The 12,506-nt window shown below is 71.2% G+C and carries 11 protein-coding genes and 1 tRNA gene; 6 read left to right on the forward strand and 6 right to left on the reverse strand.

What is annotated here, in order from left to right; all coding sequences use genetic code 11:
- Positions 1–65 precede the first annotated feature (65 nt).
- Together J2X64_RS14315 and selB are read left to right on the forward strand one after the other, a co-directional pair.
- Positions 66–161, forward strand: a tRNA-Sec gene (locus J2X64_RS14315).
- A gap of 35 nt (positions 162–196) precedes the next feature.
- Complete coding sequence (gene selB, locus J2X64_RS14320) at positions 197–1,960, forward strand: selenocysteine-specific translation elongation factor (RefSeq protein ID WP_310155781.1); 1,764 nt, start codon at positions 197–199, stop codon at positions 1,958–1,960.
- A 112-nt stretch (positions 1,961–2,072) separates the two neighbouring features.
- On the opposite strand, the gene J2X64_RS14325 is transcribed toward selB, so the two are convergent.
- Positions 2,073–3,194 (reverse strand): winged helix DNA-binding domain-containing protein, encoded by a 1,122-nt coding sequence (locus J2X64_RS14325; protein ID WP_310155784.1) that lies wholly within the window; start codon positions 3,192–3,194, stop codon positions 2,073–2,075.
- Between the two features lie 47 nt (positions 3,195–3,241).
- Here J2X64_RS14325 and J2X64_RS14330 point away from each other — a divergent pair, with 47 nt between their 5' ends.
- Both J2X64_RS14330 and J2X64_RS14335 read left to right on the forward strand, forming a co-directional pair.
- Entirely contained in the window at positions 3,242–3,679 is a 438-nt protein-coding gene (locus tag J2X64_RS14330; protein ID WP_310155786.1) for an SRPBCC family protein, read from the forward strand.
- Between the two features lie 93 nt (positions 3,680–3,772).
- Positions 3,773–4,372, forward strand: coding sequence for a dihydrofolate reductase family protein (locus J2X64_RS14335; RefSeq protein ID WP_310155789.1), 600 nt, complete (start codon positions 3,773–3,775; stop codon positions 4,370–4,372).
- On the opposite strand, the gene J2X64_RS14340 is transcribed toward J2X64_RS14335, so the two are convergent.
- Together J2X64_RS14340 and J2X64_RS14345 are read right to left on the reverse strand one after the other, a co-directional pair.
- Positions 4,351–6,591, reverse strand: a complete 2,241-nt coding sequence (locus J2X64_RS14340) for a hypothetical protein (RefSeq protein WP_310155793.1) — start codon at positions 6,589–6,591, stop codon at positions 4,351–4,353. The two genes, J2X64_RS14335 and J2X64_RS14340, sit on opposite strands and share 22 nt — an antisense overlap.
- Before the next feature lie 67 nt (positions 6,592–6,658).
- On the reverse strand, positions 6,659–7,285 hold the full coding sequence (locus J2X64_RS14345) for a GNAT family N-acetyltransferase (protein WP_310155800.1): 627 nt from the start codon (positions 7,283–7,285) through the stop codon (positions 6,659–6,661).
- A gap of 484 nt (positions 7,286–7,769) precedes the next feature.
- Between J2X64_RS14345 and nrdR the strand changes: the two genes are divergently transcribed.
- Both nrdR and J2X64_RS14355 read left to right on the forward strand, forming a co-directional pair.
- On the forward strand, positions 7,770–8,282 hold the full coding sequence (nrdR, locus tag J2X64_RS14350) for a transcriptional regulator NrdR (protein WP_310155804.1): 513 nt from the start codon (positions 7,770–7,772) through the stop codon (positions 8,280–8,282).
- A 101-nt stretch (positions 8,283–8,383) separates the two neighbouring features.
- Entirely contained in the window at positions 8,384–11,317 is a 2,934-nt protein-coding gene (locus tag J2X64_RS14355) for a vitamin B12-dependent ribonucleotide reductase (RefSeq protein ID WP_310155809.1), read from the forward strand.
- Between the two features lie 68 nt (positions 11,318–11,385).
- Here J2X64_RS14355 and J2X64_RS14360 read toward each other — a convergent pair whose 3' ends face one another.
- The 3 genes from J2X64_RS14360 to J2X64_RS14370 all read right to left on the reverse strand — a co-directional run.
- A complete protein-coding gene (locus tag J2X64_RS14360; protein WP_310155812.1) occupies positions 11,386–11,757 on the reverse strand; it encodes a very short patch repair endonuclease in 372 nt (123 codons plus the stop codon).
- 58 nt (positions 11,758–11,815) lie between these two features.
- Complete coding sequence (locus J2X64_RS14365; RefSeq protein WP_310155813.1) at positions 11,816–12,052, reverse strand: hypothetical protein; 237 nt, start codon at positions 12,050–12,052, stop codon at positions 11,816–11,818.
- A gap of 354 nt (positions 12,053–12,406) precedes the next feature.
- A partial coding sequence (locus J2X64_RS14370; protein WP_310155896.1) for an integrase core domain-containing protein occupies positions 12,407–12,506 on the reverse strand: 100 nt, incomplete at its 5' end.

Consider the following 12,506-nt stretch of genomic DNA (forward strand, 5'->3'; position numbering starts at 1 on the left):
CCCCCGGCACCCGCGGACGCCGGGGCGCGCGGCAGCGGTCAGGATCGCCGACTACGGTGGGGCGCGGAGGTGTCAGGGTTCCTGGTGGTCCCCCCGGTCTTCAAAACCGGTGAGACCGAGCATCTCGGTCTGGCGGGTTCGATTCCCGTCCACCTCCGCCACAGTCGTCCCGGCCCTCGCGCGAGGAGGAGAGCAGGTGCACGTCCTCGCCACTGCCGGGCACGTCGACCACGGCAAGTCGACCCTCGTCCGCGCGCTCACCGGAATCGAGCCGGACCGTTGGGCGGAGGAGCACCGCCGTGGCCTGACCATCGACCTGGGCTACGCCTGGACGACCCTGCCCTCCGGCGAGGAGGTCGCCTTCGTCGACGTGCCGGGTCACGAGCGGTTCATCGGCAACATGCTCGCCGGCCTCGGTCCTGCTCCCGCGGTCGTCTTCGTCGTCGCCGCCGACGAGGGCTGGCGCACGCAGTCGGCCGAGCACCTCGCCGCGGTGGACGCCCTCGGCCTCTCGCACGGGCTGCTCGTCGTGACGCGCAGCGACCTCGCCGCCCCCGGACCCGCCCTGGCCGACGCCGGCGAGAGGCTCTCACGGACTTCGCTGGGCAGGGTCCCGGCCGTGGCGGTGTCCGCCCGGACCGGCGAAGGGCTGGACGCCCTGCGCGAGCAGCTCGACGTCCTCGTGGCCGGGCTGCCGACCCCCGACCCACAGGCACGGGTGCGCCTGTGGGTGGACCGCGCCTTCAGCATCAAGGGTGCCGGCACCGTCGTGACCGGGACGCTCGAGCAGGGCACCCTGCAGGTCGGCGACGAGGTCGAGGTGGGCGGCCGGCGCCTGCGGATCCGCGGCCTGCAGTCGCTCGAACGGCCGCGGGACGCCGTGGGCGCGGTGGCTCGCGTGGCCGTGAACCTGCGCGACGTGGCGCCGGACGACGTCCCCCGAGGGACACCCGTGCTGACCCCGGGTGCCTGGCACCCGACGACGACGTTGGACGTGCGCACGAGCGCCGACCCCTCGGAGCTTCCCGGGACCGTCACGCTGCACCTCGGCACGGTCGCCGTGGAGGCGCGGCTGCGTCCCCTGGCCGGGGATGCCGCGCGGCTGACGCTTCCGCACGCCCTGCCACTCGTGGCCGGTGACCGGGCGATCCTGCGCGAGCCCGGCGGCCATCGGCTGCTCGTCGGTGCGCTGGTCCTCGACGCAGATCCTCCTGCCCTGCGCCGCAGGGGCGACGGCCGTCGCCGGGGGGAGGCCCTCGCCGCGCACACCGGCGTCCCCGACCTTCCGACGGAGGTCGGCCGGCGCGGTGCGATGCGCCGGTCGCACGCCGCCGCGCTCGGCCTCGACCCGTCCGCACCCCACCCCGACGTCGTCGCCGAGGGCGACTGGCTGCTCGACCGCTCCGCCCTGGACGGGTGGGCCGCGGCGCTCGGCGACGCCGTCCGCTCCCGGGCGCAGGCCGAGGCGCTCGACCCCTCGCTGCCGGTCGAGGCGGCCCGCGCGCAGGCCGGCATACCCGACGTGGCGCTGGTGCCGCTCGCGGCGGCGACGGCCGGGGTCGAGGTGCGCAGCGGCCGCGTGTGGCTGCCCGGCGTCGCTGGCTCGCTCGGGGAGGCCGAGGAGGGGCTGCGGGCCATCGAGTCGCGCCTCCAGGAGGACCCGTTCGCGGCGCCCGAGCGGCCCGAGCTCGAGGCCGCAGGTCTCGGCCCGCGGCAGCTGGCCGCCGCGCAGCGCCTCGGTCGGGTGCTGCGGCTCCCGGACGACGTGGTGCTGCTGCCGTCGGGACCCGCCCAGGCGATGCGACGGCTCGCCGCGCTGCCGCAGCCGTTCACGGCGAGCGACGCCCGGCGAGCCCTCGGCACGACCCGGCGGGTGGTCATCCCGCTGCTGGAGCACCTCGACGGGCGGGGCTGGACGCGCCGCGTGGACGGCACGCTCCGCGAGGTCGTCCGCCGCTGACCGCCCTGGCCCATCTGCCCGCTCGTCTGCTCACAGACCCACGTCCCTCTGCGCGCTGATCCGCTCCCTGCGCACCACCACGCTGGTCTGCACACAGACCTCCGCGTGCGGGTCAGCCGCGCCACAGGGGCGGCGTGCCCTCGTTCTCGGTATACGTGAGGTCCCGCTCGAGGAACCCCGCGAGCCGCTGGGCCGCCAGGCGCACCGACGTCCGGCGCGCGCGGGACAGGCTCGGTGCGAGCCGGACCTCGACCTCGACCGCGCTCGCCGAGATGGTCCGCTTCCACAGCCCGACGTTCTCGCCGTCGGCCAGCACCATCGCCCAGAACGGGTCGGTCCGCTCGGCATACGGATGGTCGGAGAGGGCAGGGAAGCCCACGGTCGGGTACGTCAGCACGACCTCGTCATAGGTCGGGAAGAGGTATGCCGTCGGCGCGGCCGGGCTGCGCCGCGGCACCGCCTCGGGGTCGTACCAGTGCGGCTGGCCGTCGACCTCGACCTGCTCGAGGTCGTCACCGAGCTCGGCGAGGGCAGCCCTCGTGTCGGCGACGGTCAGCGAGGACCACCGCGTGAAGTCCTTGACCGTGGCGGGTCCGTGCCCGGTGAAGAAGCGTCGGGCGAGGTCGACGAGTGCCTCGTCGCGCTCTCGTCGCCGGGTCGGGGCGACGACCTCGTCGACCAGCGCGTAGGTGTGGTGGACCCCGGTCATCGGTCCCGAGCAGACCACCCCGCGCAGCTCGGCGACGAGCAAGAGGTGGCCAAGCCGCTCGCCCGGCCCGACAGGGGATCCGAGCCGAGCGAGCTCGGCGCCTAGGTCCGCGCGCGTGCGAAAGTGCTTGCCGCGCAACAGCTCTGCCACCTGCTCGACCCCATCGTCGAGGACCCCAGGTTCGTCGAGCCCGAGCTGCCGGTGCCTGCCGGCCATGCTCGCCAGGACGCGGGGAGAGGTGAGCTCCAGGATCCAGCGCAGGTCCTCCGGGCGGACGAGGTGCCACGTGGGTCGCAGGATGTGGGTCCGCACGAGGGCGCCGGCGTCGAGCTCGGCGCGCACCGCGGCATACGTCGAGCGGCGCGACCGCATGGCGAGGGAGTAGAAGGCGTGGTCGCGCTCCTGGCCCTGCACGCAGGTGAGCAGCTCGACGACCTCCGCCGCGGTCGGCAGCGGCGCCGAGGAGAGCCGCTGCGTGGCCAGCCGCAGCGCGAGCACGCGCGAGCGGTCCAGTGCGGTGACCATGGGCTCATCCTGTAGGAACTCGGGCCCTTCTGCGCGACCATGGAGGAATGGAGCAGAGCACCACCATCGACGTCGCGGCCCCGCCGAGCCGGGTCTGGGAGGTGGTCACCGACGTCGAGCACTGGCCCGACTGGACGCCGACGATGCGGTGGGTGCGCAGGGTGGACGAGGGACCGCTGCGGACGGGGTCGCAGGCCAAGATCAGCCAGCCCAAGATGCCCACCGTCGACTGGACGGTCACCGACATCGAACCCGTCGACCACTTCACCTGGGTGAGCACGTCACCGGGTGTGCGGACCACGGCCCGGCACTCGGTGGAGCCCCTGCCCGGCGGCGGGACGCGGGTGCGGCTGTCGATCGAGCAGGCCGGCCCGCTGGGATCGGTCGTGCAGTGGGTCTACGGCAACCTGACCGACCGCTACCTCGCCCTGGAGGCCGCCGGTCTCAAGCAGCGCTGCGAGGGCGGCGCCCGACCCGCAGCGTGACCCGAGCCTCACCCTGTCCGATGAGTTCCGGCGAACCCTCGGGTCCACCTCACTGACAGGCAGTGGACGGCGGACGGCGCGAAGGAGCTCGGCATGGGCACGGTCAAGGCAGGCATCACCACTTCGGTAGACGGGTACGTCGCCGGCCCTGACGACGGGCCTGGCAGGGGGCTCGGCGAGGGCGGGGAGCGGTTGCACCACTGGGTGTTCGGCGGTCCGTGGACCTACGACTCGATGCCTGAGGGCAACACGCGCGCCGACGACGACGGCTGGATGGCGCGCGGCATGGCGGACCTCGGGGCGGTCGTCGCGGGGCGGGCGACCTACGAGGCGTCGGGCCACTGGGACGACACGAACCCGTGGGGCGTCCCGTTCTTCATCGTCACGCACCGGCCGCAGGAGCAGCCCGAGGGCGACGCCTTCCGCTTCGTCTCCGGGGTGGTCGACGCCGTCGAGGCCGCTAAGGAGGCCGCCGGGGACAAGGACGTCCACGTCATGGGCGGCGCCGACGTCATCCGCCAGGCGCTCGCGGCCGGCCTGGTCGACGAGCTCTCGATCATCCTGGCCCCGGTCGTGCTCGGGGGCGGGAAGCGTCTGTTCGAGGGCTTCGACCAGGACCTCGAGCTCGAGCACCTCGGCGTCACCCAGACCCGGCTCGCGACGTTCGTCGACTACCGGGTGGTGCGGTCGTGACCGCCCTGCCCCGGCTCGGCGCCAGGGCCCGTCGCGCCCTCGAGGCTGCCGGCATCACCTCGCTCGACGACTGCGTGCGTGAAGGGCGCCGGGCCGTCGCCAGCCTCGACGGGCTGGACGACGCCAGCCTGGCCGCCCTCGACGAGGCGGTCCTGCGCGCCGGTGCCGCTGGGCGTGACCGCGACGAGGCGGTCCTGCGCGGCGGTGTCGCTGGGCGTGACCGCGACGAGGACGTCCTGCTGGCCGGCTGACGGACCACCGTCCGGAACGCGCGCACCACTCACACGTCCGCGTCGCCGGCGGCCCCGGCGGCGGGTGGCCCAGCGCAGGATGAGCACCAGCGCAAGCAGCACCAGCACCGCCCCCAGCAGCAGCCCGGCACCGACGAGCGTCGCCCGCCCCGCGCCGGTCCGCGCGTCCGCCAGGGCGGCATCGGCGCTGGCGGTGTCGCCCTTGGCTATGGCGCCCTTGGCCCGGTCGAGGTCTGCTCCGGGCTGCAGGACGAGGTCGCCGAGCCGTGCGAGCGGGCCGGCCGAGTCGACGTCCGACCGCGTCGACCGGAACGCCCTCGCCTCCCGCACGAACGTCCCCAGTTGCGCGCCCACCTCGCGGTACTCGCTGGTCTCGTCAGCCGACTGGTAGGCCGCCCGCAGCGACGCGACGTCGATCACGGCGGCGGTCGCCGCCGCCTGCGCGGCCTTCGCCTGCGGTCCCAGGGCGCGGGTCAGGGCGAGCTCGCGCCCGGCCCGGGTGAAGTCCCAGTCCGCCATCGCCGTCCGGACCCCGCGCGGCAGCGACCACGCCCCGTCGGCGGCGTCCTGCGCGGCATACGCGGTCCGGGCCGTGGTGCGCGCGGGCAGCAGCGCCTTGCCCTCGGAGTCCAGGACCCACCGGGTCATCAGCGCGCGGGTGCTGGCGTTGCCGCCGAGCACCTCGAAGAGGTCGTACGCCTGACGCCAGGTGGTCGCGTGCGTCGTGATGGTGCGCTCGCCGGGGGCGTCGTAGACGGTCCTCGTCGTGGTCAGGGCCTTGATGAGCTGCGGTCGGGGAACCGCTCTGCTGCCGGCCACGAGGTCGTGCACGACCCGCCACGACGCGGGGTAGGCGTAGTCCTCGGCCGACCCCGCGCGGCTCGAGCCCTGCCAGTCCGCGAGCGGGAACGCGGACTTCTGGGTGGGGGAGACGGCCGGGTGCTTCGTGTCCTTCTGGCCCGTCGCGGCCGTGGTCTCGGTGGCGAGCTCCTGCGCCAGGCCCTCGGTGAGCCAGCGGTCGTCGAGGTGGTCGAAGTTGGACCAGGCGTGCGACAGCTCGTGTGCGAGCAGGGCCGGGTCCAGCGCCTCGGAGACGTCGATCCGGCCGCGCTCGTAGCTGCCGTCCCAGCCGTAGACCTGCCCGCTGGCGTCCTCGGTGATCGTGGTCGAGCGGTTCGGCCACGGCTGGCCGGTGAGCCGCTCGAGCGTCGTGACCGAGCTCGGCAGGCGGCCGGCGATGTAGGAGGACCAGCGCGTGTCCCCGGGGAAGGCCTGCAGGGAGAACGCGTACTGCCCGACCTTCACCTCGCGCTTGACGACCTGGGACGGGTCGCGCAGCGACAGCTGGGTCCACAGGCCGTCGGGGCCGCCGCCGTGGATCGTGGCGACACGGGTGTCTCCGCTGCCCGACTCGGTGTAAGCCATGCCGAGGTCGAGGGTCATCCAGCGCGGCGAGACGACCTCGATGGTGGCGCGCCCGGCGTCGCCGGGGGAGTAGACGTCGAACGCGGCATACCCCTTGCCGACGCGTCCGGGCTGGGACGAGCGGACCGGCGACCCGGGGATCGTGTACGTCAGGGTGACGGTTCGGGTCTGGCCGTAGCGCAGGTCGCTCGGGAAGCTGATGTCGGCGTAGTACTGGCCCTTCTGGCGGACCACCTTCACCGGGATGGAGGACCCGTTCGAGGTGCCCTTGAGCGACGTCACCGAGCTCGGCAGCCACACGCCGTAGCCGGTCCAGTAGAAGTACCGGGTCGCCGTCGACGGCTGCTCGTTGGTCACGGTGACGGTCTGGGTGACCTTCACGGGGGAGCCGTCCTCGGAGACGACGTAACGGGTCGTCCCGCTCTCTCCGAGGCCGCCGGCGGCCAGCGCAGGGCTCGGCGCGAGCACGGTCGTCCCGGCGGCGAGCGCGGTGGCGGCGGCCAGCGTGAGCGCCGCGGTCCGGATGCTTCCCCCCAGATGCATGGCGGCAGTATGACCCAGCCCGCTGACACGAGTGGCCGTGTCGTCCCCAGTCGGCGGGAAGCCTGTCTCAGGCGAGCTCGCGCCGCATGACGAGGCGCGGCATCCCGCTCGCGGTGGCGGCGGTCGTCCCCACGACCTCGAACCCGACCCGCTCGAACATGGCCCTCGTCCCGACGAACGCCATCGTCAGGTCCATCCGGGCGCCCTCGGTGTCCACCGGGTGGGCCTCGACCGCGGGCGCGCCGCGGCTCGCGGCATACGCCACCGCACCCTCGAGCAGGTGCGTGGTGACGCCCTGCCTGCGGTGACCCGACCGGACCACCACGCAGACGATGCTCCACACGGGGCGGTCGTCGACGGGCGGCATCAGCTTCGACCGGGCGAGCCTGGTGATCTCCGACCGCGGGCCGATGTTGCACCAGCCGACCGGCACCCCGTCGCGGTAGGCGGCCACGCCCGGCGGGTTCGGCCGGTCGCACAGCGCGCGCATGGCCTGCTCGCGGGCCGTCGGGCCGTCGCCGCCGAGCTCGCGGATCTCGGGGGCGGTGAGGCGGTGCGAGAGGCACCAGCAGTGGGTGGTCCGGCGGCTCCGGTTGACGACGTCCGCGAAGTCCTCGAACCGGTCCGGCGTCACCGGGTGCGTCTCCCAGACGGCGTCGGCGGTCGTGGCGTCCTGGGTCCCCCTGGCGGTCATGACGCCAGCCAACCATCTCCGGCCGACGACACACGCTCGTCTGCGCACACACCCGCGTCCCACTGCGCACGGATCCGCTCCCTGCGCAGTCACACGCTCGTCTGTGCGCAGACCTCCGCTCCGGCGCGCCCACCACCGGCCGGACCCACATCTGGGGTGCCTCCAGAGTCACACCAGTCACACGGACACCACCTCGGGCGTGTCGCGCGCGGCCTCCGCAGGCCCCTGACCTGCGGCGATGCAGACTGCCTCGGACGAACGGCGGAGTTTCCCGGAACGACTTGCATCGCCGCCGCCAGCGATGCAGACTATCCCTACATCTAGTGGTTACACGGCTGTAGTTCATCCACATGTAGTGCACAGGACGAAGCCACTTACCCACAGACTCTCAACAGGTAGTCCACACGTCCGTCCCCAGGCGCCGGCCCGCACGACCGGCCACAGACACCCCGGGACGGGCACATCAGCAGGGGAGGAGACCGGTATGCACTGCCCGTTCTGCCGGCACACCGACTCCCGCGTCATGGACTCGCGCACGACCGACGACGGCAGCTCGATCCGCCGCCGCCGCCAGTGCCCCGAGTGCGGTCGCCGCTTCACGACGATCGAGACCGCGAGCCTCACGGTGACCAAGCGCTCCGGCGTGAGCGAGCCGTTCAGCCGGGCCAAGGTCCTCGCCGGCGTCCGCAAGGCCTGCCAGGGCCGCCCGGTCACCGAGGACGACCTCGCCCTCCTCGCCCAGCGCGTCGAGGAGTGCATCCGCCAGCAGGGGCAGGCCGAGATCGAGGCCCACGAGGTGGGCCTGGCGATCCTCGGGCCGCTGCGCGAGCTCGACGAGGTCGCCTACCTGCGCTTCGCGAGCGTCTACCAGGCCTTCGACACCCTCGAGGACTTCGAGGCCGCCATCACCCTGCTTCGCGCCGAGCGCGACGCCACCGGCGAGGAGCCCCAGGCGGCTCCGGACCACCAGAGCAAGGCCGGTATGCCGCCGGGCTAGGCCCGCGGCATACCCGCCTGACCATCGCCCGCACCGGCTGTCGGTGCTCGTTGAAACCATTGCAACCAATGCACCACCAGGGGACCAGGGAGGCCCACACCATGACCGAAACGGCAGGCGCACGTGCAGGTGCGCGAAAGACCGCCAAGGGAGCCCGCGGCGTAGTCGTCGAGCGGATCTACACCACCCCCGGTGTGCACCCGTACGACGAGGTCACCTGGGAGAAGCGTGACGTCGTCCAGCAGAACTGGAAGACCGGCGAGACGATCTTCGAGCAGCGCGGTGTCGAGTTCCCCGACTTCTGGTCGATCAACGCCTCCACCATCGTCACCACCAAGTACTTCCGCGGCGCCGTCGGCACCCCGCAGCGTGAGCAGAGCCTCAAGCAGCTCATCGACCGCGTCGTGCTCACGTACGTCAAGGCCGGCAAGGACCACGGCTACTTCGCCAACGCGGAGGACGCCGAGGTCTTCGAGCACGAGTTGACCTACGCCCTGCTGCACCAGGTGTTCAGCTTCAACTCCCCGGTCTGGTTCAACGTCGGCACCAAGAGCCCGCAGCAGGTCAGCGCCTGCTTCATCCTCGCCGTCGACGACTCGATGGACTCGATCCTCAACTGGTACAAGGAGGAGGGGAAGATCTTCCAGGGCGGCTCCGGCGCCGGCCTCAACCTCTCCCGCATCCGCTCCTCCAAGGAGCTGCTCTCCTCCGGTGGCACCGCCTCCGGCCCGGTCTCCTTCATGCGTGGCGCCGACGCGTCCGCGGGCACGATCAAGTCCGGTGGTGCGACCCGTCGCGCGGCCAAGATGGTCGTGCTCGACGTCGACCACCCCGACATCGAGGAGTTCGTCGAGACCAAGGCGCGCGAGGAGGACAAGATCCGCGCGCTGCGCGACGCCGGCTTCGACATGGACCTCGGCGGCAAGGACATCACCTCCGTCCAGTACCAGAACGCCAACAACTCGGTCCGCGTCAGCGACGAGTTCATGCGCGCGGTCGAGGAGGGCACGACCTTCGGGCTGCGCGCCCGCCAGACCGGTGAGGTCATCGAGGAGGTCGACGCCCGCGAGCTGTTCACCAAGATCGCCAAGGCCGCGTGGGAGTGCGCCGACCCGGGCCTGCAGTACGACGACACCATCAACGACTGGCACACCAACCCCGAGACGGGCCGCATCACCGCGTCGAACCCGTGCTCGGAGTACATGTCGCTCGACAACAGCTCGTGCAACCTGGCGTCGCTGAACCTGCTGAAGTTCCTCAAGGACGACGACACGTTCGACGCCGTGACCTTCCAGAAGGTCGCCGAGCTCGTCATCACCGCGATGGACATCTCGATCTGCTTCGCCGACTTCCCGACCGAGGCGATCGGCAAGACCACGGTCGACTACCGCCAGCTCGGCATCGGCTACGCCAACCTCGGCGCGCTGCTCATGGCCACCGGCCACGGCTACGACTCCGACGGAGGCCGTGCGCTCGCCGCCACCATCACCTCGCTGCTCACCGGTGCCGCGTACAAGCGCTCCGCCGAGATCGCCGCCGTGGTGGGTCCGTATGCCGGGTACGCCCGCAACGCGGACGCCCACAAGCGCGTGATGCGCAAGCACCAGGCCGCCAACGATGCGATCCGCACGCTCGACGTGATGGACAAGGGCATCCACCAGGCCGCCACCAAGGCGTGGGACGACGTCGTCAAGCTCGGGGAGAAGAACGGCTACCGCAACGCCCAGGCGTCGGTGCTGGCCCCGACCGGGACCATCGGCTTCATGATGGACTGCGACACCACCGGCATCGAGCCCGACTTCTCGCTGGTGAAGTTCAAGAAGCTCGTCGGCGGCGGGTCGATGCAGATCGTCAACCTGACCATCCCCCGCGCGCTGAAGAAGCTCGGGTACACCGAGGAGACCATCGAGGCGATCGTCGAGTACATCGCCGACAAGGGTCACGTCATCGACGCGCCCGGCCTGAAGCCGGAGCACTACGAGGTGTTCGACACCGCGATGGGTGCCCGCGCGATCAGCCCGATGGGCCACGTGCGGATGATGGCGGCGGTCCAGCCGTTCCTGTCCGGTGCGATCAGCAAGACGGTCAACCTGCCCGAGGACGCCACGGTCGAGCAGATCGAGGACGTGCACCTGCAGGGCTGGAAGCTCGGCCTCAAGGCGATCGCGGTCTACCGCGACAACTGCAAGGTCGGCCAGCCGCTGTCCGACGGTGGCTCCGCTGCCAAGGACAAGGCTGCGGACAAGGCCGCCGAGGCTGCCGCCCCGGTCGTGGAGAAGGTCGTCGAGTACCGGCCCGTCCGGCGCCGGCTGCCCAAGCGTCGCCAGTCGCAGACCACCTCGTTCGCGGTCGGCGGGGCCGAGGGTTACCTCACCGCCGGCACGTACGAGAACGGCGAGCTCGGTGAGCTGTTCCTCAAGTTCGGCAAGCAGGGCTCGACCCTGGCCGGCGTGATGGACGCCTTCTCGATCGCGGTGTCGGTGGGCCTGCAGTACGGCGTGCCGCTGGAGACCTTCGTCGAGAAGTTCACCAACCTGCGGTTCGAGCCGGCCGGCATGACCGACGACCCGGACGTGCGGATGGCGCAGAGCCTCATGGACTACGTCTTCCGCCGGCTGGCGCTGGACTACCTGGACTTCGACACCCGGTCGTTCATGGGCATCCACACGGCCGAGGAGCGGGCGCGTCAGCTCGAGACCGGCTCGTACGAGCTCGAGACCGCGGCGGAGGACGAGGACGAGGCCGAGGCCGAGTTCCAGACCCTCTCGCAGTCGACGCCGGTCGCCAAGGCCGAGCCGAAGCACGAGGCCAAGGTCGAGGGCAAGGCACTCTCCGCCGACGCGGTGAAGAGTGGCGCCGGCGCTGCTTCGGCCCGTGAGGTCTCGGTCGAGGTCCACTCGTCCGCCGAGCTCCTGGAGAAGTTCCAGGGCAAGGCCGCCGACGCCCCGATCTGCATGACCTGCGGCACGAAGATGCGCCCCGCCGGCAGCTGCTACGTCTGCGAGGGTTGCGGCAGCACCAGCGGCTGCAGCTGACCTAGCCAGTCACCACGGTGGGCCCGGAGCGAACTTCGCTCCGGGCCCACCGTATGGCCGTTGTTCCCTCAACTCCGTGCGAGCTCGACTTCGACCTTTTCAACCATCTGCTCGGCGCTCTCGTGTTCCCATACGCGGACCACGCGCCACCCGAGTTGGTCCAGTTGGAAATCGGTATCGCGGTCCCGGGCGAGGTTCCTGTCCAGTTTCCACTGCCACCAATCCGGGTTTGTCGCTGGCAAGTGGCAGTGGATCGGGCACCCGTGCCAGAAGCAACCATCGACGAAGACCGCGAGGCGCCTGCGGGGAAAGGCAACATCGACGCGGCGGCGTGCAAGACCCGGAACTCGGTACTGCACTCGGTACCTGCGACCCGAGGCGAAGAGCGCGCGACGCAAGACCATCTCGGGCGCGGTGTCTCGTCGCGCCAGGGTGGACATCTTGGCGCTAAGGGCCCCGCCAGGAGAGACGCGTCGCGGCTCAATCGGCACAGTGGTCCTAGAGGCCCGGGAATGCTTGATGGATGATGGCAATCAGTTCCCTCGCGCGGTCGCGATCCAACTGGATCGACTGACTGACAGTGCCCTGGTCCTTGCGGGCCTCTGACCCGTACGTGTCTAGTTGCAGCACCGTCGCACCGTCTCGGTCGACGATCTTCCAGCCGGACGTGCAAGTGCTATGAGGTCGTTTAGTTTGATTGGAAGTCGACTTGTGAAACTCTTCGATGAAGGCCATACGTCGTTTCTATCAAGTTCAGTGGGCCGACGTCGCTTAGCGGACGACGCTCCTCGGGAAGAATGCGCTATGCCGAGGTAGTTGACCCCGGAGTTCAAGTGGGACGTGGTCGCGGCCACTCGTTGCGGTGAGCCGACTATCCCGGAGGTGGCGGTCGACTTCGTTGTCTCCCTCGAGTTGGCGCGACGCCCGGTGCGCCAGGCCCACATCGACGATGGCTTCAGGACGGTCAAACCAGCACTGAGCAGTCTGAGGTGGCGCAGCTGACGAACGCGCGCATCGACGCGCACGAAGACGACCCGGCGTTCGGGTACAACTCGAGAGCGGACCGGCGTCACATCGCGATCGCCGGGTCTAGGTGTACTGACCTGACAGGTTGGTCAAGCGGGTGATGGGTGGCTTGTTGCCGCAGGCGGTGTGGGGTCGGTGGTGGTTGTAGTGGTGCAGCCATGCT

Origin of the sequence: Phycicoccus sp. 3266, assembly GCF_031456495.1 — a bacterium.
Lineage (GTDB): Bacteria > Actinomycetota > Actinomycetes > Actinomycetales > Dermatophilaceae > Pedococcus.

What these genes read in the sequence shown, in the direction of transcription:
- J2X64_RS14345 (WP_310155800.1), bottom strand. Translation starts at nt 7,285, where the DNA reads ATGACCGCCAGGGGGACCCAGGACGCCACGACCGCCGACGCCGTCTGG.
- J2X64_RS14360 (WP_310155812.1), bottom strand. Translation starts at nt 11,757, where the DNA reads ATGTCCACCCTGGCGCGACGAGACACCGCGCCCGAGATGGTCTTGCGT.
- J2X64_RS14335 (WP_310155789.1), top strand. Translation starts at nt 3,773, where the DNA reads ATGGGCACGGTCAAGGCAGGCATCACCACTTCGGTAGACGGGTACGTC.
- nrdR (WP_310155804.1), top strand. Translation starts at nt 7,770, where the DNA reads ATGCACTGCCCGTTCTGCCGGCACACCGACTCCCGCGTCATGGACTCG.
- J2X64_RS14365 (WP_310155813.1), bottom strand. Translation starts at nt 12,052, where the DNA reads ATGGCCTTCATCGAAGAGTTTCACAAGTCGACTTCCAATCAAACTAAA.
- J2X64_RS14340 (WP_310155793.1), bottom strand. Translation starts at nt 6,591, where the DNA reads ATGCATCTGGGGGGAAGCATCCGGACCGCGGCGCTCACGCTGGCCGCC.
- J2X64_RS14325 (WP_310155784.1), bottom strand. Translation starts at nt 3,194, where the DNA reads ATGGTCACCGCACTGGACCGCTCGCGCGTGCTCGCGCTGCGGCTGGCC.
- J2X64_RS14355 (WP_310155809.1), top strand. Translation starts at nt 8,384, where the DNA reads ATGACCGAAACGGCAGGCGCACGTGCAGGTGCGCGAAAGACCGCCAAG.
- J2X64_RS14330 (WP_310155786.1), top strand. Translation starts at nt 3,242, where the DNA reads ATGGAGCAGAGCACCACCATCGACGTCGCGGCCCCGCCGAGCCGGGTC.